Source organism: Geodermatophilus sp. SYSU D00663, assembly GCF_054050655.1.
In genome coordinates this window covers 23243-41038 of sequence record NZ_JBJGZT010000010.1, presented here as the reverse complement: position 1 = coordinate 41038, position 17796 = coordinate 23243, and the positions used below count along the sequence as shown (strand labels likewise).

At 75.1% G+C, this 17796-nt stretch carries 19 protein-coding genes and 1 pseudogene; 9 read left to right on the top strand and 11 right to left on the bottom strand.

The window, feature by feature from the left end; translation table 11 throughout:
• Window positions 1-35 precede the first annotated feature (35 nt).
• Window positions 36-928: pseudogene (locus ACI79Z_RS09755) on the top strand (IS982 family transposase).
• Between the two features lie 394 nt (window positions 929-1322).
• Complete coding sequence (locus ACI79Z_RS09750) at window positions 1323-1793, top strand: hypothetical protein (RefSeq protein WP_456902490.1); 471 nt, start codon at window positions 1323-1325, stop codon at window positions 1791-1793.
• Between the two features lie 127 nt (window positions 1794-1920).
• Here ACI79Z_RS09750 and ACI79Z_RS09745 read toward each other — a convergent pair whose 3' ends face one another.
• A complete protein-coding gene (locus ACI79Z_RS09745) occupies window positions 1921-2151 on the bottom strand; it encodes a transposase (protein ID WP_456902489.1) in 231 nt (76 codons plus the stop codon).
• Window positions 2152-2485: 334 nt separating this feature from the next.
• On the opposite strand from ACI79Z_RS09745, the gene ACI79Z_RS09740 reads away from it, so the two are divergent.
• Entirely contained in the window at window positions 2486-2674 is a 189-nt protein-coding gene (locus ACI79Z_RS09740) for a hypothetical protein (RefSeq protein ID WP_387985460.1), read from the top strand.
• 16 nt (window positions 2675-2690) lie between these two features.
• Here ACI79Z_RS09740 and ACI79Z_RS09735 read toward each other — a convergent pair whose 3' ends face one another.
• From ACI79Z_RS09735 to ACI79Z_RS09715, 5 genes are all read right to left on the bottom strand, one after another.
• Window positions 2691-3515, bottom strand: a complete 825-nt coding sequence (locus tag ACI79Z_RS09735) for a M55 family metallopeptidase (RefSeq protein WP_456902488.1) — start codon at window positions 3513-3515, stop codon at window positions 2691-2693.
• 67 nt (window positions 3516-3582) lie between these two features.
• Window positions 3583-4080, bottom strand: a complete 498-nt coding sequence (locus ACI79Z_RS09730; RefSeq protein ID WP_387985464.1) for a DUF4396 domain-containing protein — start codon at window positions 4078-4080, stop codon at window positions 3583-3585.
• A 120-nt stretch (window positions 4081-4200) separates the two neighbouring features.
• Window positions 4201-5202: a sigma-70 family RNA polymerase sigma factor gene (locus tag ACI79Z_RS09725; RefSeq protein WP_456902487.1), complete on the bottom strand. Its 1002-nt coding sequence runs from the start codon at window positions 5200-5202 to the stop codon at window positions 4201-4203.
• A gap of 159 nt (window positions 5203-5361) precedes the next feature.
• Entirely contained in the window at window positions 5362-5550 is a 189-nt protein-coding gene (locus ACI79Z_RS09720; RefSeq protein WP_456902486.1) for a hypothetical protein, read from the bottom strand.
• Between the two features lie 7 nt (window positions 5551-5557).
• Window positions 5558-7195: a hypothetical protein gene (locus tag ACI79Z_RS09715; RefSeq protein WP_387985472.1), complete on the bottom strand. Its 1638-nt coding sequence runs from the start codon at window positions 7193-7195 to the stop codon at window positions 5558-5560.
• A 222-nt stretch (window positions 7196-7417) separates the two neighbouring features.
• Here ACI79Z_RS09715 and ACI79Z_RS09710 point away from each other — a divergent pair, with 222 nt between their 5' ends.
• The 3 genes from ACI79Z_RS09710 to ACI79Z_RS09700 are packed head-to-tail and all read left to right on the top strand — an operon-like array spanning window position 7418 to window position 10653.
• Window positions 7418-8707, top strand: coding sequence for a sensor histidine kinase (locus ACI79Z_RS09710; RefSeq protein WP_456902485.1), 1290 nt, complete (start codon window positions 7418-7420; stop codon window positions 8705-8707).
• Window positions 8698-9369 (top strand): response regulator, encoded by a 672-nt coding sequence (locus ACI79Z_RS09705; RefSeq protein WP_456902484.1) that lies wholly within the window; start codon window positions 8698-8700, stop codon window positions 9367-9369. Before ACI79Z_RS09710 ends, ACI79Z_RS09705 begins: the two co-directional genes overlap by 10 nt.
• 42 nt (window positions 9370-9411) lie before the next feature.
• On the top strand, window positions 9412-10653 hold the full coding sequence (locus ACI79Z_RS09700) for a GNAT family N-acetyltransferase (RefSeq protein ID WP_456902483.1): 1242 nt from the start codon (window positions 9412-9414) through the stop codon (window positions 10651-10653).
• Window positions 10654-10656: 3 nt separating this feature from the next.
• On the opposite strand, the gene ACI79Z_RS09695 is transcribed toward ACI79Z_RS09700, so the two are convergent.
• On the bottom strand, window positions 10657-11148 hold the full coding sequence (locus ACI79Z_RS09695) for a ribose-5-phosphate isomerase (protein ID WP_456902482.1): 492 nt from the start codon (window positions 11146-11148) through the stop codon (window positions 10657-10659).
• A gap of 25 nt (window positions 11149-11173) precedes the next feature.
• Here ACI79Z_RS09695 and ACI79Z_RS09690 point away from each other — a divergent pair, with 25 nt between their 5' ends.
• Together ACI79Z_RS09690 and ACI79Z_RS09685 are read left to right on the top strand one after the other, a co-directional pair.
• Window positions 11174-11848, top strand: coding sequence for a DUF429 domain-containing protein (locus ACI79Z_RS09690; protein ID WP_456902481.1), 675 nt, complete (start codon window positions 11174-11176; stop codon window positions 11846-11848).
• Window positions 11845-12606: an MBL fold metallo-hydrolase gene (locus tag ACI79Z_RS09685; protein ID WP_456902480.1), complete on the top strand. Its 762-nt coding sequence runs from the start codon at window positions 11845-11847 to the stop codon at window positions 12604-12606. The genes ACI79Z_RS09690 and ACI79Z_RS09685 overlap by 4 nt, the downstream gene beginning before the upstream one ends.
• On the opposite strand, the gene ACI79Z_RS09680 is transcribed toward ACI79Z_RS09685, so the two are convergent.
• Together ACI79Z_RS09680 and ACI79Z_RS09675 are read right to left on the bottom strand one after the other, a co-directional pair.
• Window positions 12599-13354: an SDR family oxidoreductase gene (locus ACI79Z_RS09680; RefSeq protein WP_387985487.1), complete on the bottom strand. Its 756-nt coding sequence runs from the start codon at window positions 13352-13354 to the stop codon at window positions 12599-12601. The genes ACI79Z_RS09685 and ACI79Z_RS09680 overlap by 8 nt on opposite strands.
• A gap of 72 nt (window positions 13355-13426) precedes the next feature.
• Window positions 13427-14089, bottom strand: a complete 663-nt coding sequence (locus ACI79Z_RS09675; RefSeq protein ID WP_387985490.1) for a mycothiol-dependent nitroreductase Rv2466c family protein — start codon at window positions 14087-14089, stop codon at window positions 13427-13429.
• A 137-nt stretch (window positions 14090-14226) separates the two neighbouring features.
• Here ACI79Z_RS09675 and pepN point away from each other — a divergent pair, with 137 nt between their 5' ends.
• Window positions 14227-16779: an aminopeptidase N gene (gene pepN, locus ACI79Z_RS09670; RefSeq protein ID WP_387985493.1), complete on the top strand. Its 2553-nt coding sequence runs from the start codon at window positions 14227-14229 to the stop codon at window positions 16777-16779.
• Between the two features lie 124 nt (window positions 16780-16903).
• Here the strand turns inward: pepN and ACI79Z_RS09665 are convergent, their stop codons facing one another.
• Window positions 16904-17356 carry a DUF5130 family protein gene (locus ACI79Z_RS09665; protein ID WP_387985495.1) on the bottom strand — a complete coding sequence of 151 codons (453 nt, stop codon included), beginning with the start codon at window positions 17354-17356 and terminating at the stop codon, window positions 16904-16906.
• Between the two features lie 49 nt (window positions 17357-17405).
• Window positions 17406-17792 (bottom strand): aa3-type cytochrome oxidase subunit CtaJ, encoded by a 387-nt coding sequence (gene ctaJ / locus ACI79Z_RS09660; protein WP_387985497.1) that lies wholly within the window; start codon window positions 17790-17792, stop codon window positions 17406-17408.
• Window positions 17793-17796 lie beyond the last annotated feature (4 nt).

Genomic DNA, 17796 nt, shown 5'->3' with positions numbered 1-17796 from the left:
TGTAGAGGCGGGCGGAGGGTGTTCAAGCTCGGGTTGTGAGCACCGACCTAAACACCCTCCTGACCGCACTGTATGTCTGGATCGACGACCATCTGACCCCTTCCGTGCGCGGCGGACGCCGCCCGCGGCTGACCGACTCCGAACTGCTCACCCTGGCCACCGCGCAGGCGCTGCTGGGAGTGCCCTCCGAGGCCCGCTGGCTGCGCCTGGTACCGGCGGCGCTGCCTGGCGCGTTTCCCTATCTGCCCGGCCAGTCCGGCTACAACAAGCGACTGCGGGCGGCCTTGCCGCAGCTCAAACGGGTCATCCGGGACCTGGCCGCGGACACCGACCTGTGGGCCGATCGGATCTGGCTGATCGACTCCACCCCGATCGAGTGCGCCCGCTCCCGACCGACGGTGACCCGCTCGGACCTGGCCGGCATCGCCGGCTACAGCTACTGCCCCAGCCATTCCCGCTGGTTCTGGGGGCTGCGGCTGCACCTGATCTGCCCGCCGGCCGGACTGCCGATCAGCTGGGCGCTGGCCGACCCGAAGATCGACGAACGCCAGGTGCTTCTCTGTGTCCTCGACGCCGACGCCGACCTGCTCGCCGCCGGCCCGGGCCTGCTGCTGCTGGCCGCCAAGGGCTACGTCTTCGCCGAACTGGACGCCTATCTCCACGCCCGCGGCGCGGAACTGCTGCGCCCGTCCTACCGCAACCGCGCTCCCCGGCCCGGTCAGGCGCTGCTGGCCCCGATCCGGCAGCTGATCGAGTCGGTCTACGACACCCTCAAAGGCCAGCTGGACCGGAACTGCACGGCGGGCGCAGCCTGCTCGGGGTGATGACCCGGGTGGCCCAGCGGCTGCTTGCACTCACCGCCGCCATCTGGCACAACCGGGCCACCGGCCAGCCGCTCACCCGGTCCTTGGTCGCCTACGACCACTAACCGGGGTTCGGACTTACTCGTCTAGTGGCGGTGTGGGCGGAGCTGATGCTGCCGTCACGAGTACGCCAGCTGTGGAAGGAGCGGTTCCCTGAGCTGCGGGCCGCGGTGGGTGCTTGAGCGCGGAGACTGACGTTCAGCGGGACGTGACCCGGCGGGCGCTGGCCGGGATTGGGCTGGCGGGGTTCGCGTTGGCCGGTTCTGGAGCGATCCGGGAGCACGGGATGATTGCCCTCCCGACCGAGGACGTCGACTGTTCACCACCAGCCAGGACCTCGAAAAGTTCGCCGGCGCGGTCGACCGCGTCGCGACCGATCTATGGGACGCGGGCTACCAGGTCGACGAGCTGACCCGCGCCGAACAGTTCGCGCGACTGCACGTGCGGGCGCCGCAGGACATGCAGCTCTACGTCGACCTGAGCGTGGACTGGCGGCGCGACGAGCCGGTGACGCTGGCCGTCGGCCCGGTGCTCAGCCTGGAGGACGCGGTCGGCAACAAGGTGGCGGCGTTGTTCAGTCAGGCCGAGGCGTGGGACTTCCTCGACGTCGACACGATCAGAGCCGCCGGCCGGTTCACCGACGAGGAGTTGCTGGCCGCGGCCGCCGAGCGCGATCCGAGCTTTGACGTCCACCTGTTCGGGCGGCAGCTGGAGGCGGTCCGCCGCGTGCAGCCCGTGCAGGTCGCCCGGTATAGGGTCGACGCGACGCAGTGCAGGCGATCCAGAAGCGGTTCACGCAGTGGGCGGCGCGGTGCCTGGCGAGCGCAGCGCGCCGCTGGCGGCGGCATCCCCGGCGGTGACCGTGCCGTTGCGTGCGGGATTTCCCCCGCCGGCGACCGAAGTGACCCGGCAATCGCCCGATGCGCATGAGCACAGCCGCCCACGCGCCTACCGGGCGGACCGGGATGGAGGACTCGAGCGGTGACCGCCCACCGCCGCCACGACAGCCGCCTACTGAGCCGGCTCGTGTCGACCTCGGAGGAGAGGTCTGACCGCATCACGGCTGACCGACCCACCGGGCGTGGCCCCTTCCCGCTTGAGCGCGGCGACCCGGTTTGCGCAGCGTCTCGTGGTTGACGCCGAACTCACGAGCGACCTCACGGACCGGCCGGCGGCCGTCCACCACGAGCATCGCCGGCTGCCGGCGGAACTCCTCGGAGTACTTGTTGACCCTCCCCAACCGGGCCTCCTCCCTGGCTGCTGCCAAGTCTGGAGGTGTCCAGCCCACGGGGGCAGTTCACAACAGCAAGGAGCCGCGCTTCCGGCCGCCATGTGTGGCGCTGAGGCACGCGGAAGGCACGGCATCCGGCTGACTTGGCCCTGAGCAGCCAGGATGGCCCTTGAAGCGCTAAGCCTTCCAAGCTGGCCATGCGGGTTCGATTCCCGTCACCCGCTCTCCTCGACCGGCACCCCGGCGAACCGGAACAGGCCGTCCGTCCAGAGGCCGTTTCGTGCCGGACACGCCCGGTTACGGTCGTTCCGCAGAGGGGCCCTGGTTCGAACAGCGTGCCCAGGTCCTCTCCCGTTCCCCGGGCAGGTCGCCGGGACCGGGAGGCGACATCGTGGAAGCCAGCGAGCGGGTCACGTGGGAGGACTGCCCGATCTGCCGGCGGCCGGCGGCCGTCGGGTGGGTCGACGGGCAGGCCGTGGAGTTCGACTGCCCGGGCGGCTGCCGCCCGGGCCGGGCGCAACTGGACGCCTTCGCCGCGCGGCGCGCCCGACCGCCGGTGGTCTGGCTGACCCGCATCTAGCCCTGCCGGACGCCGCTCAGTCGGTGAACCCGCGGGTGAGCAGCACGACGGTGACGAACGTCCGGTAGAGGGCGACCGGGTCGTCGTCGGCGATCCGGACGTCGAGGGTCCCGGTGCGCTCGACCCCGACGACCCGGCAGGCCAGCTCGGCCAGGTCCGCGTTCCGGAAGGTGACCTCCAGCGTCGCCGGCAGCTCGATCGCCGGGAGGCCGGCGGCGGACAGGCCCCGCACGGCGGCGGCCGCCCGCTCGCGGATGAGCGCGCACGCCTCGGCCGGGTGCAGGCTCTCGGCCGCGAACCGGGTGACCGACCGCTTGACCACGGCGGCCTCGATCCCCGGGCACACCGCGCGCGCCTCCTCGGCCGTCGTCTCGTCGCCGGTGACCAGCACGACCGGCACGCCGTGGCCGAGGGCGACCAGCGCGTTGATGCCCGACTCCCCCACCTCGAGCCCGTTCAGCCGCACGCGGGCGACCGCCGCCGGGTTGTAGGTGTGCGACAGCACCGAGGCCGGCCCGGACATCGAGCCGTGGTAGCTGACGAGGAAGACGGCGTCGAAGGAGCCGTCCAGCCCCTCCATCATGTACATCGGCTTGTGCCGGCCGGCGAGGTAGCGGGCGTTGCCGAGCAGCTCGCCGGGCCGCAGGTTCTGCATCGTCGAGTGCGAGTCGTTGACGAGGAACTCGGTGGCGCCGGCGTCCATCGCGCCCGCGATCGCCGCGTTCACCTCGTCCTGCAGCATCCGCCGGTAGTGCTCGTACTCCCCACCCGGGCCGCGGCACTGCGCCCAGTCGACGACACCCGCGGTGCCCTCCATGTCCGACGACACGTAGATCTTCACGGGCCCCATCCTCGGCCGCGCCCTCCGGCGGCCTCGCACCGCGGCGGCACGGGGCCGCCGGAGGCGGTCAGTGGTGGGCGTGGACGACGGCGTGGCCGAGGCCGCGCCCCATCAGCCAGCGGTTGACCGGCAGGGTGACGACGAACGCCACCGCGAGGGCGGCGGCCAGGGACAGCCAGAAGAACGCCGAGCCGACGCCGGCCTCCATCGCACCCGGGACGCCGACCAGGACGGCGTTGTCGACCAGCTCCATCACCGCGATCGAGACGGTGTCGGCCGCCAGCGCCACCCGCAGCGCCCGGCGGAACGTCAGGCCCGCGCGCAGGACACCGCGCATCGTCAGGGCGTAGCCGAAGACGAAGGCCAGCGCGACGGCCAGGGCGACCGTGGCCCAGGTGGACAGGCCCAGGCTGGTCCCGATGACCATCCCGAGGACCTCGCCGATGGCACAGCCGGTGAGGCAGTGCAGCGTGGCCTGCACCGCCGCGGCCCAGGGAACGGCGTTCCTCCCGTGGCCCGCGTGCCGATCCGTGGTGGGCATCCGGTGGACGTGGTCGCTGTGCATGTCCCCTCCTCCGTCGGTGCCGCCATGTATACCCCCCGGGGGTACTGGGGGCAACCCCTCGACGCGCCGCCGCCCCCCGACCCGGGTGGGTGGGAGGCGGCGGTGGAGGCGGGCGGGAGGTCAGCCGGCGGCGGGCGCCGCGTCCGGGGTGAGCGGCAGGCCGAGCCGGGCGAACAGGTCGTTGTCGAGGTCGAGGAAGCTGGTGATGTGCCGGATCCGGCCGTCCTCGATCTCCAGGACGTGCAGCGCCCACGGGGTGTGGCCGCCGTCGTCCGTGGGGCGCCACTGCGCCACCGCCGGGCTGCCGTTGGCCTCGGTCAGCAGCAGCCGGGAGTTCCGGCAGCCGCTGCCCGGGCCGAGCATCCAGGTGCCGATGTCGGCGGCGCTGCCCAGCCACATCTCGAACGGCGGCATGTGCTGGGTGGCGTCCTCGTGCAGCAGGGCGACGAAGGCGTCGATGTCGTAGCGCTCGAAGGCGTCCAGGTAGCGGTCCAGCAGCTCGCGGTGGTCGGTGTCCAGCGGCCGCTCCTCCGGGGTGCCGCCCATGGCCGCCAGCGTGGCGCGGGCCCGCTGCAGGGCACTGTTGACCGAGGCGACGGTGGTTTCGAGCAGGGCGGCGACCTCGTCGGCGTGCCAGCGCAGCACGTCGCGTAGCAGGAGGACGGCGCGCTGCCGCGGCGGCAGGTGCTGCAGCGCCGCCACGAAGGCCAGCCGCACCGACTCACGCGCCACCGCATGCTCGGCCGGGTCGCCGTCCTCGGGCAGGACCGCGCGGTCGAGGACCGGCTCGACCCAGGCATCGGCCGGCCGCTTGGCGGCCAGGGACGCCTCGACCGGCGACCACGGCGAGCCGGAGAGGTCCATGGGCAGGGCCCGGCGCTGCCGCCCGGAGAGCTGGTCGAGGCAGACGTTGGTGGCGATCCGGTACAGCCAGGAGCGCAGCGAGGAGCGGCCCTCGAACGAGCCGAAGCTCTTCCACGCCCGCACCAGCGTCTCCTGCACCGCGTCGTCGGCGTCGAAGGACGACCCCAGCATCCGGTAGCAGTAGCCGGTCAGCTCCCGCCGGTGCTCGAGCAGTCGCGGGTCGAGCTCGTCGGACACCCCGGTCAGCACGCTGGTCACGCGGACCACCTCTCCTCGGTCGCCATCCCCGTCGACGGGCGGTAGTCCACCACGGAGGACCGACGGAACGGGAGTCCCCGGCGGGCTGACCGTCCCGGACACCGACCGCCCCGCCCAAGGGCTCCGTCTGGGCGGTCGAGTGCGGGTGGGACGGGTGCGTCAGGGCGCCAGCGGCTCGCCGGTGCGGACCCGCCGCCAGTTCGCGACGGCGGACCGTGCGGGGTCGATGACGCCCTCGGACTGCGCCCGGTCGACGAGCGGCTGGCGGATCTCCTGCTGCTCCTCGTGGACGACCGGCGCGGTCGAGGTGCCCGGGAAGCCGGCACCCGAGCGCCGGTGACCGTTCACCGGGGGACTACTGGTAGGTGACGAGTTGGGGCCGCGGGGAGACCTGCGCGATCGTCTCCTCGGGCGTGAGCATCGGCGAGTCCTCGTCGTAGAAGTTCTTCCAGCCCCAGGCCAGCCCCTCGGGGCCGATGCCGTGCAGCACCCGCCACGTGTCCTGCTTGCTCCCCTGAGGGCCCTGCCCGTCGGCGTGCACCATGACGGCGACCTCGTCGCGGGACAGGTCGACCTGCTCGCGGCCGGGGATCATGTCCACCCGGAACTGGTGCAGCACGAGCAGCTTCTGCGGCAGCCGGTTCTCGCGGGTGAGGTCGGCCAGCCAGGTCACCACCCGGTTCACCTCGTCGATGCCGACCGAGCCGATCTGCGTCAGGTGCACCTGGTTCGGCGCCAGCCGCCACTCGGGGTCCAGCGCCAGCCCGACGTGCGGCAGCTCCAGCAGCGGCCGGTACAGCTCGGCCTGGGTGACGAAGTCGGTGCGCCCGGGCTGCAGGTCCAGGACGACGTAGAGGCCGGCCTCCCCCGCGGCCTCCACCCACGGGCGGATCTGCTCCAGCGGCGCCTCGAAGGAGTAGTCGTTGCCGTCGGTCGGGAACTCCGAGGCGACCGTGGCGATGATCTCGAAGGCCGGGACGACGGTGGCGTCGGGGACCAGCGACTCGTAGGGCGCGGCGTGGTCGCGGGCCCGCTGGACGCTCGCCTGCACGTCCTGCTCGCCGAGCACGCCGAGCGCGCCGGTGCCCGGGTGGCCGTAGAGCGCCACCATGAAGTGCTGCGGGAACAGCGTCTGCCCGCCGCCGGGCAGCTGGGTGCCGGTCGCCGCGGTCTCCACCTTCCAGTCCAGGCCGTCCTCCGCGCCGAACCCCGCGCCCAGGGCGACGACGGTCTCCGCGCCGGACACCGCCTCGACCGCGTCGGCCGACCCCCGCGGGTCGGTCTGCCCGCCGGTCACCTGCACGCGCGCGCCGGCGGCCCGGGCGGTGGCGACGCCGGCCAGCGACCCCGGGTCGCCGTCGGCCAGGACGACGGTGCCCTCGAGCGGCTCGGCGCGGGTGACCGCGGGCAGCTCGCCGTCGGCCTCGCCCTCGGCCGCGGCGCCGTCCTCCTCGGGGCGCAGGGCCGCGGGTCGGTCGGGGTCGAGCGCCGCGACCGCGGCCGCCTCGCCGTCGGCCGGCACCGGGTCGGCGTCGGCGAGGTCGAGGCGTGTGGCGGCGGCGACCGCCTCGGCACCGGCCGGGACGCCGACGACGTCGGCGTCGCCGGGTGCGGTGTCGGCGCCCACGGCGAGGACCGTGCGCGCGCCCAGCCGGCCGATCTCCTCGGCGACGGCAGCGTCGGCGTCCTCGCCCTCGGGGTCCAGCAGCAGCGGCACGCCCAGGCCGACCGCGGCCGAGGCGCCGAGCAGGGTCGCCGCCCGGTCGCCCTCGGGGGCGACGACGACCACGCCGGCCTCGTCGAACAGCGCGCGGCTGGCGCTGACGGCCGACGCCGCGGGCTCGGCGTCGGCGACGACGGTCAGCCGCTGGTCCGGTGCGGAGGTCGCGACCGGGGCGGTGCCGCCCCCGTCCTCCTCCGCGGCGGTGGACGCCGTGCAGCCGGCGGCCAGCAGGAGCGCGCTGAGCGCGACGGGTACCGACCTCGGGCGCACGGGCGACCTCCGTCCAGCCGGGCACGCGGCCGCGCGGGGGCACGGCGCCGTCGGCGCGCTCGGGATCGCGCCCGACACTAGCCAGGACGCTGGACACCGGCCCGCCGTGACCGGGAGCATCGCCGGCGACATGAGCAGCGCAGCGGGTGTCGGGCCAGCCCGACAGCGGATCGACCGGCTGACGGGATCGGCCGGGCGCCCCCGCGCCAGCAGGCTCGCTGCATGACCACCGACACCCTCGTGATGCCCTCCGCGACCGCCGCCCCACCGCACGCCGGCCTCCTGCGCCGGCTGCTCGTCGACTCCGGCTACGCGCTGCTGTCGCTGCCGGTCGGGATCGCCGCCTTCGTCGTCGCCGTGACCGGCGTCGCCGTCGGCGTCGGCACCGTGGTGGTCTGGGTCGGCCTCGCTGTCCTCGCGCTCACCCTGCTCGCCGCCCGCGGGTTCGCCGCGCTCGAGCGGGCGCAGCTGCCCGCGGTGCTCGGCCACCCGGTCCCCCGCCCGGCCTACCTGACCCCCGACGGCGGCCGGGTGCGCCGGCTGCTGACCCCGCTGCGCGACCCGCAGTCCTGGCTCGACGTGCTGCACGCCGTCGTCCGGTTCCCGCTCGCCGTCCTGGCCTTCGTCGTCACGGTCACGTTCTGGGCGCTCGCGCTCGGCGGGATCACCTACGGGCTGTGGGACTGGGCGCTGCCGCAGGAGGGCAACGAGGACCTGTTCGAGCTGCTCGGCTTCGACGGCGGCACCCCGCTGCGGATCGTCGGCTACACGGCGATCGGCCTGGTCGCCGCGGCCGTGCTCCCCTTCGCCGTCCGGGCGGTCGCGCTGCTGCAGGCGCAGCTCGGCCGGGTGCTGCTCACCTCCCGCGCCGCCACCCAGGCCGAGATCGGCCGGCTCTCCCGCGGCCGCGACGCCGCCGTCGCCGCCGAGGCGGTGGCGCTGCGCCGGCTGGAGCGCGACATCCACGACGGCCCGCAGCAGCACCTCGTCCGCCTGGGCATGGACCTCTCCCGCGCCCAGCGCCAGCTCGAGCGCGACCCCGCCGCCGCCCGCACGACGCTGGCCGAGGCCGGCGTCCTCGCCAGGGAGGCGCTGGAGGAGCTGCGGGCGCTGTCCCGCGGCATCGCCCCGCCGGTGCTCGCCGACCGCGGCCTCCCGGCGGCGCTGGCCGCGCTGGCCGCCCGCTCGCCGGTGCCGGTGGAGCTCGCCGTCGACCTGCCCGACGAGCGGCCGGCGCCGGTCACGGAGAACACCGCCTACTTCGTCGTCAGCGAGGCGCTGGCCAACGTGGCCAAGCACAGCGGGGCCGGCGTGTGCCGGGTCGAGGTGCGGCGGGCCGGCGACGTGCTGCGGGTCGTCGTCGAGGACGACGGCGAGGGCGGGGCGCTGCTGGTGCCCGGGCACGGCCTGGCCGGGCTCGCCGACCGGCTGCGCGCCGTCGATGGCGCGCTGGCCGTCGACAGCCCGCTCGGCGGCCCGACCCGGACCACCGCCGAGCTGCCGTGGGCCTGACCCCGGACGGCCGGCCGCTGCGGGTGGTGCTCGCCGAGGACTCGGTCCTGCTCCGCGAGGGGCTGGTCCGGCTGCTCGAGGAGGCGGGCACCACCGTGGTGGCCGCGGTCGGCGACGGCCCGTCGCTGGTGCGCGCCGTGGGCGAGCACCGGCCCGACGTGGCCGTCGTCGACGTGCGGATGCCGCCCACGCACACCGACGAGGGGTTGCGCGCCGCCGTCGAGGTGCGCCGGGCGGTGCCCGGGACGGCGGTGCTGGTGCTGTCGCAGTACGTCGAGGTGGCCTACGCCGACGAGCTGCTCGCCGACGGCCGCGGCGGCGCCGGCTACCTGCTCAAGGACCGGGTGACCGACCTCGACCAGCTGCTCTCCGCGCTCGCCGAGGTGGTGGCCGGCGGCACCGTGCTCGACCCGCAGGTGGTCGCCCAGCTGTTCGCCCGCCGCCGCGCCGACGACCCGGTGCGCCGGCTCACCCCGCGCGAGCGCGAGGTGCTCGGGCTGATCGCCGAGGGCCACTCCAACACCGCGATCGCCCGGCAGCTGGTGGTCACCCCGGGCGCGGTGGAGAAGCACACCCAGCGGATCTTCGCCAAGCTCGGCCTCGCGCCCGACGAGGACCGCAACAGCCGGGTCATGGCGACCCTGGCCTACCTCCGCGGCTGAACGCGGTCGCGGGCCGCCGTCCCCGCCCGGTAGACACCAGGCGTGACCGATCCCGCCGACCTCCGCCCCGTCACCGCCGAGGAGTGGCCCGCCTTCAGCCGGGCGATGCTCGAGGTCTTCGGCGACGACCCGATCGGCGACTTCACCGAGCGGGTCCCGCCGACGGCGGAGCTGGACCGGTCGCTGTCGCTGTGGGCCGGCGACGGGCGGGTCGCCGCCACCGGCGGCATCTACAGCCGGCAGGTGACCGTGCCCGGCGCCGTCGTCCCGTGCGCGGGCGTCACCTGGGTGACCGTCTCCCCCACCCACCGCCGCCGGGGTGTGCTGACCGCGATGATGCGCCGCCAGCTCACCGAGCTGCACGAGCAGCAGGGCGAGCCGCTGGCCGCGCTGTGGGCCTCCGAGGGCTCGATCTACGGCCGCTTCGGCTACGCGCCCGCGACGCAGCGCGGGAACCTGCGCGGCTCCACCCGCGACATGGCCTTCCGCCCCGGCGTCGACCTGGGCACCGGCACGGTGGCCCCGGCCGACCCCGAGGCGTGGCGGGCCGGCGCCGCGCGGGTGCACGAGGCGCTGCGCCGCTGGGTGCCCGGCACGTTCGAGCGCGACGGGCGCTGGTGGGAGCGCGCGCTGCGCGACCCGGCCGAGCGCCGCGGCGGCGCCGGCGCCCGCCGGTACGTGCTGCACACCGAGGCCGACGGCGAGGTCACCGGCTTCGCCGCGTTCCGCGTGCGCACCCGGTGGACCGACGACGGCCTGGCCGACGGCACGGTCGTCGTCGAGGACGTGCGGGCGCGCAGCACCCCCGGCTACGCGGCGCTGTGGCGGTACCTGCTCGACCTGGACCTCGTGCGGACCGTGGAGGCCGGCTACGCGCCCGCCGACGACCCGCTGCGCCACCTGCTGGCCGACCCGCGCGCGCTGCAGGCGCGCCCGCTGGACGGGCTGTGGCTGCGGCTGGTCGACGTCGGCCGGGCGCTGGCCGCGCGCCGCTACCCGGCGCCGATCGACATGGTCCTCGAGGTGCGCGACCGGTTCTGCCCGTGGAACGACGGCCGCTGGTGGCTGCGCGGTCACCCGGCCGGGGCGTTCTGCGCCCCCACCGACGGCGACCCCGACCTGGTCGTCGACGTCGAGGCGCTGGCCGCGGCCTACCTGGGCGGGGTCTCGCTGGGCACGCTGCAGGCGGCCGGCCGGGTCACCGAGGTGAGCCCGGGTGCGGTCACCCAGGCCGCCACGGCGTTCTCCTGGCCCGTGAGCCCGTTCTGCCCGGACCAGTTCTGATCGTCAGACTACGTCGCCGCGCGTGGGGAGGCCGCCGGCGGGACGGTGCCGGTTCTGCTCGTAGTCGTGGATCAGCCCGATCCGGCGGACGTGCCGCTCGTCGTGGCTGAACGGCGTCCGGAGGAACTCGAGCACCAGCGCGGTGGCCTCCTCGATCGAGTGCTGGCGGGCGCCGATCGAGACGACGTTGGCGTCGTTGTGCTGCCGGGCGAGCTGGGCGGTCTCGGTGTTCCACACCAGCGCCGCGCGCACCCCGGGCACCTTGTTCGCCGCGATCTGCTCGCCGTTGCCCGAGCCGCCGATGACCACGCCGAGGCTGCCCGGCTCGGTGACCACGCGCTCGCCGACCTCGAAGCAGAACGGCGGGTAGTCGTCCTGCGGGTGGTACTCAAAGGCGCCGCAGTCGACCGGCTCGTGCCCGGCCTCGGTGAGCGCCTGCTTGAGGTGCTCCTTGAAGTCCAGCCCGGCGTGGTCGGTGCCGACGAAGACGCGCATGCGCCGAGTCTGTCAGGGTCGGGTGGTGGCGGTGCTCGGGGTGGACGGCTGGCGCGGGGCCTGGGTCGGCGCGCTGCTCGACGGCCGCACGGTGCGGTTGCTCCACCTCGACGACGCCGCGGCGGTCCTCGCGGTGCCGGACGTCGACGTCGTCGCCGTCGACATGCCCATCGGCCTGTCCGACGACGGTGTGCGGACCTGCGACGTCGCCGCGCGGGACGAGCTGCGCGGCCGCGGCGCCGCCGGCTCGGTGTTCCCCGCCCCCGTGCGCCCGGTCTTGGCCGCGCGGGACTACGCGCACGCCCGTGAGCTCTCGATCGCTGCGACCGGCGGGCGCTCGCTGTCGGCGCAGTCGTTCCGGCTGAGGCGCTCCATCCGCGACCTCGACGACGCCCTCGGCGACCCGTCTGACCCCCGCGTGCACGAGGTCCACCCCGAGCTGGCGTTCCGCGCCCTCGACGAGCGCGTGCGCGATCCGAAGGCGAGCGCCCGGGGCCAGGGGCAACGCCTGCGCGCACTCCAGCCGGTCATGGACGTAATGGACGCGCTGTCCGAGGCGCCGGCAGGCATCCCGGCGGTCGACGCGCTCGACGCCTGCGCCGCCGCGTGGTCGGCCCGGCGGATCGCCGACGGCGCCGCGGAGTGCGTGGGCGACGGCTCGCTCGACGCCCGCGGCCGGCCGATGCGGATCTGCTGGTGACGTTCACCGAGGTCGCCGACGGCGTCTTCGTCCGCCGGCACGGGTCGCTGGACCTCAACTGCGGGCTGGTCGTCGGCGACGGCGCCTGCCTCGTCGTCGACACCCGCTCCTCCCCCGCCGAGGCCGCCGACCTCGCCGCCGCCGTGCGCCGGGTGACCCCGCACCCGTGGACCGTGGTCAACACCCACGCCCACTACGACCACTGCTTCGGCAACGCCGCGTTCCGGCCGGCGACGGTGTGGGGCACGCGCGGCTGCGCCGCCGACCTGCTGGCGACCGGCGAGGCGCAGCGCGCGGCCCGGGTCGCGGAGCTGCTGGCGGCCGGGGACGACGAGGCCGCGGCGCAGGTGCGGCGGGCGCCGCTGGACCCGCCGGACGCGCTGGTCGACGACGTCGCGGTGCTCGACGTGGGCGGCGTCGAGGTGGTGCTGCGCTTCCTCGGCCGCGGGCACACTGGGCACGACCTGGTCGTGGAGGTGGAGGACGGCACCGTCTTCGCCGGGGACCTGGTCGAGGAGGGCGCCCCGCCGGCGTTCGAGGACGCCTTCCCGGCCGAGTGGCCCGCGACGCTGGGCCGGCTGCACGCGCTGGCCCGCGGGCCGGTCGTCCCCGGCCACGGCGCGGTGGTGGACGCGGACTTCGTCGGCGCCCAGCGCGAGGAGCTGCTGGCGGTGCTGGCCGCCGTCCGCGCCGGCCGGCTGGACCGCGGCCCCTACGACCAGGCGGCGATGCGGGCCGCCGCCTCCCGCCTCACGTGAGGCGGCGCACCACCGGCAGCGGGAGCACGCGCAGCAGCGCCGACACCGGCCGCCACGGCCACTCGGGCACGTAGGCCCGCACCGGCTCCCGCTCGATCGCGGCGACGAGGGCGTCGACGCCGGTGTCGAGGTCGACGGTGAACGGGCCGCGGCGGCCGACGTTGATGTCGGTCTCGATGTAGCCGGGCAGCACCGTGGTGACCCGGATGCCGGTGCCGAGCAGGTCCGACCGGATGCCCTCGGCGAGCGCGTTGAGCGCGGCCTTGCTGGCGCCGTAGGCGGTGCGGGTGCCGCGCATCCCGCGGACCGAGGCGACCGAGCTGACGACGACGAGGTGGCCCGACCCCTGCGCGCGGAACAGCTCGACGGCGGCCTCGCACTGGGCGTGGGTGCCGAGGACGTTGGTGAACAGCGTCGCGCGGTTGGCCCAGCCGGCGCCGGTGCCCACCGACGCGCCCTTGCCGATGCCGGCGTTGGCGACGAACCGGTCGACGCCGCCCAGCTCCGCGGCCAGCGCCGGGACGCCCTCGGCCACGGCCGTCGCGTCGTCGACGTCGAGGGCCGCGGTGACCACCCGGATGCCGGGGTGCGCGGCGAGCAGCTCGTCGCGCAGCTCCTCCAGCAGGTGCTCGCGGCGGGCGGCCAGCGCGAGGTCCCGGCCGCGCGCGGCGAAGCGGCGGGCCATGCCCATGCCCAGCCCGGAGCTGGCGCCGGTGATCAGGATGCGCTGGCGGGTCGGTCGCGGCACGCCCGGCAGCATGCCAGCCGTGCACTTCCGCGGACCCGCCCGGTGCGGGTCCGCGGAAGTGCACGGGCGGGCTCAGCTGTTCTCCAGCTCCAGGGCGTCGGCCGGCACCGAGTCCATGTCCGGGCCCGACGTGCGGGTCCGCTTGAGCTCCCAGAAGTCCGGCAGGTTGGCCAGCAGCACGGCGCCGTCGAAGGCCCGCCCGGCGTCCTCGCCCGTGGGCACCCGGCTGATGACCGGGCCGAAGAACGCGACGCCGTCGATGTGCATGACCGGGGTGCCCACGTCGTCGCCGACCGGGTCCATGCCGGCGTGGTGGCTCTTCTCCAGCGCCTCGTCGTGGTCGGTGGAGGTCGCGGCCTCGGCCAGCTCGGCCGGCAGGCCGACGCGCTCGAGCGCGGGGGCGATCAGCTCGTCGAGCTCCCTGCCCTCGTGGTGCCGCAGCGTGCCCATGGCCGTGTAGAGGTCCCCGAGGACCTCGTCGCCGTGCTTCTCGGCGGCGGCGATCGCGACCCGCACCGGGCCCCACGCCTGCTCCATCATCTTCTGGTACTCCTCCGGCAGGTCGCGCCCGCGGTTGAGCACCGCCAGTGACATGACGTGCCAGTGCAGGTCGATGTCGCGCACCTTCGCCGCCTCCAGGACCCAGCGGCTGGTCAGCCAGGCCCAGGGACACAGCGGGTCGAACCAGAAGTCCACCCGGGCCCTGGTCGGGGCGCTCTGCACTGCCTCGGTCATCGATCGCTCTCCTCTGGTCCGTCGTCCTCGGGGCCGGGGTCGCACCTCCGGCCACTGCCCGCTGCCAAGTGCCCCGTCCGGCCGCTTGTTCCCGGTGCCCTGCGGGCGTGTCGGCCGTCCGTGGCAGGCTGCCGGGCGTGGCCGTACCCAACCTGACCCGCGACGACGCCGCCGCCCGCGCCCGCCTGCTCGACGTCGACAGCTACGACCTCCGCTTCGACCTCACCGACGGTGAGGGGCGACCGGGCAGCGGGACCTTCCGCTCGACGACGACGGTGCGGTTCACCTGCCGCGAGCCCGGCGCCGCCTCGTTCGTCGACCTGGTCGCCGAGACCGTCCGGTCCGCCACGCTCAACGGGGTCGAGCTCGACGTCTCCACCTACACCGAGGAGGGCGGCCTGCCGCTGCCCGACCTCGCCGCCGACAACACGCTCGTCGTCGACGCCGACTGCCGGTATTCCAACACCGGCGAGGGCCTGCACCGCTTCGAGGACCCCGAGGACGGGCACGTCTACCTCTACACGCACTTCGAGCCGGCCGAGGCCAAGCGCGTGTTCGCCTGCTTCGACCAGCCCGACCTCAAGGGCACCTACGAGGTGCACGTCGTCGCGCCGTTCGACTGGCAGGTGGTGTCCAACACCGGCGGCCGCACCATCGAGGCCGGGCCGGCGGGCTCGCAGCTGGTGCACTTCGAGCCGACCAAGCGGCTGTCGACCTACCTGGTCGCGCTGATCGCCGGCCCCTACGCGCGGGTGACCGACTGCTACGAGGACGTCCCGCTCGGGCTGTACTGCCGCGCGTCGCTGGCGAAGCACCTGGACCCGGAGGAGCTGTTCCGGGTCACCAAGCAGGGCTTCGAGTTCTTCCAGCGGGTGTTCGACTACCCGTACCCGTTCGACAAGTACGACCAGCTGTTCGTGCCGGAGTTCAACGCCGGCGCCATGGAGAACGCCGGCGCGGTCACCGTGCTGGAGGACTACGTCTTCCGGTCGCGGACCAGCCGGGCGCGCTACGAGCGGCGCGCCGAGACGGTGCTGCACGAGCTGGCGCACATGTGGTTCGGCGACCTCGTGACCATGCGCTGGTGGGACGACCTGTGGCTCAACGAGTCCTTCGCCACCTACATCTCCACGCTGTGCCAGGCCGAGGCCACCGAGTACACGACCGCCTGGACGACGTTCGCCAACACCGAGAAGGCCTGGGCCTACGCGCAGGACCAGCTGCCCTCGACCCACCCGATCGCCGCGGACATGGTCGACGTGGCCGCCGTCGAGGTGAACTTCGACGGGATCACCTACGCCAAGGGCGCCTCGGTGCTCAAGCAGCTGGTGGCCTACGTCGGCCGGGAGGAGTTCCTCGCCGGGATCCGCCGCTACTTCCGCACCCACGAGTACGGCAACACGACGCTGGCCGACCTGCTCGACCCGCTGTCGGAGGCCACCGGCCGCGACCTCACCGAGTGGTCGGCGCAGTGGCTGGAGACCAGCCAGGTCAACACCCTGCGCCCGGTGTACGAGCTCACCGACGACGGCCGCTACGCCTCGTTCGCCATCGAGCAGACCGCCGTCCCCGAGCACCCCGTGCTGCGCCGGCACCGGCTGGCCGTGGGCCTGTACGACCGCGGGCCGGACGGGCTGACCCGCACCACCCGGGTCGAGCTGGACGTCGACGGCGAGCGCACCGAGGTCGCCGAGCTGGCCGGGCACCCGGTGGCGGACCTGGTGCTGGTCAACGACGACGACCTCACCTACGCCAAGCTCCGCCTCGACGACCGCTCGCTGGCCACGCTGCGCGAGGCGATCGGCACGGTCCCGGACCCCCTCGCCCGCGCGCTGTGCTGGGCCGCCGCCTGGGACATGACCCGCGACGCCGAGCTGCCCGCCCGCGAGTGGGTGCAGCTGGTGCTGGCCGGCATCGACGCCGAGACCGAGATCAGCGTGGTGCAGTCGCTGCTGGCCCGGGTGCAGTCCGCGCTGACCTCGTACGCCGACCCGGCGTGGGCCGAGACCGGGTGGGCCGCGCTGGCGGACAAGGCGCTGCAGGCGCTGGAGTCGGCCGAGCCGGGCAGCGACGAGCAGCTGCAGTGGTCGCGCACCCTGGCCGCCGCGGCCCGCACCGAGGAGCACGCCGCGGTGCTGCGCGGGCTGCTCGACGGCTCCCGCACCGTCGAGGGCCTGACCGTCGACGCCGACGCCCGGTGGGCGTTCCTCAACGGCCTGGTGGCCATCGGCGCGGCCGGCGACGCCGAGATCGACGCCGAGGCCGAGCGGGACGCCACCGCCACCGGGATCCGGCGCGCGGCGACCGCGCGGGCGCTGCGCCCGACCGCGGAGGCCAAGGCCGAGGCGTGGCACCGGGCGTTCCACGACCCGGAGATCCCCAACGCCGTGCACGAGGCGCTGGTGGCGGGCTTCTGGCACCCGGCGCAGCGGGAGCTCACCGCGGAGTACGTGGACCGGTACTTCACCGAGTGCGGCCCGATGTGGGCGCGCCGGCCCGGCGAGATCGCGAAGAACGCCGTGCAGTACCTGTTCCCGTCGGTCGTCGAGGAGCGGACGCTGCAGGCCGCCGACAGGTGGCTCGGCCAGGAGGGGCACCCGGCGCCGCTGCGCCGGCTGGTCTCCGAGGGCCGCGACGGCATCGCCCGCGCGCTGCGCAACCGGGCGCGGGACGCCGCCGCCGGCGCCTGACCCGCTGGACGCGGGAGGCCCAGGACCCGCCGGGTCCTGGGCCTCTCGCGTCCACCAGGGGCGTCCGGCCCCCTGCAGGGTCCCGCCGCCAGCTCGCGGGTGGGTGGGGGCAGGGGGTCCTTCGTCAGTGCGTGCGGGCGCCGCGGGGGTGGCCGGCCTGGTCGGACAGCTGCCGCAGGCCGTTGACGATCCCGCCGACGAGGTCGCCGGAGGCGAAGGAGTTCGTCATCGACAGCACCGCGAGCGCGCACGCCCGGTCGGGCAGCCGGCGGGCGGCCGAGGCGCCGGTGACGACCTCGATGACCCGCTGCCCGGGCGAGACGGCCAGCAGCACGGACTCGGCCGGGTCGCCGCCGCGGGCGTGCAGCTCCTCGGCGCGGATGCGGGTCTTGGGCCCGAGGTCGCCGATGTAGAGCGTGAACCGCAGGCCGGTCTCGCGCGAGGACATCGTCAGCGCCTCGTCGAGCCGCGCCAGCTCGCGGTAGCTGAAGATCGTGTCGTAGCCCTCGTCGGCCCGGTTGGGCGCGGTGTCGACCGTCCCGGTGTCGTGGGCGTCGGCGTCCAAGACGCGGGTCATCGCCGGCCTCCTGAGGCGGTCGCGAGGTGGATGGGTGTCACGAGGGCGGTCACCAGGTGCCGCGGGCGCCGCCGAGCGGGCCGCCGGCGGACGGGGCCGGCGCACCGGCGGAGACGGCGGTCGCGCCGTGCGAGCCGCCGGCGATCACGTGCGAGCCGGTGGTGGTCCCGGAGCCGCCGTGGCCGGACCCGGTGGACGCGGTCTCGCCGTACAGCGAGGACCCGACGGCCTGGGTGTCGCCCTGGCCGGCGGCGTGCGTCGGGGCGTCCTTCGGCTGCGGCTCGTACCAGACCGGCTCGTGCTCCCAGGGCTGACCCGGCTTGTACCGGACGCCCTGGCGCTTGCGCCCGCCCGGCAGGTAGGTCAGCGCCCACAGGAGGACGAACACCGCCAGCGGGGCCACGAGGAAGACGAGCAGGGTCTCGACGACGGTCACGCCC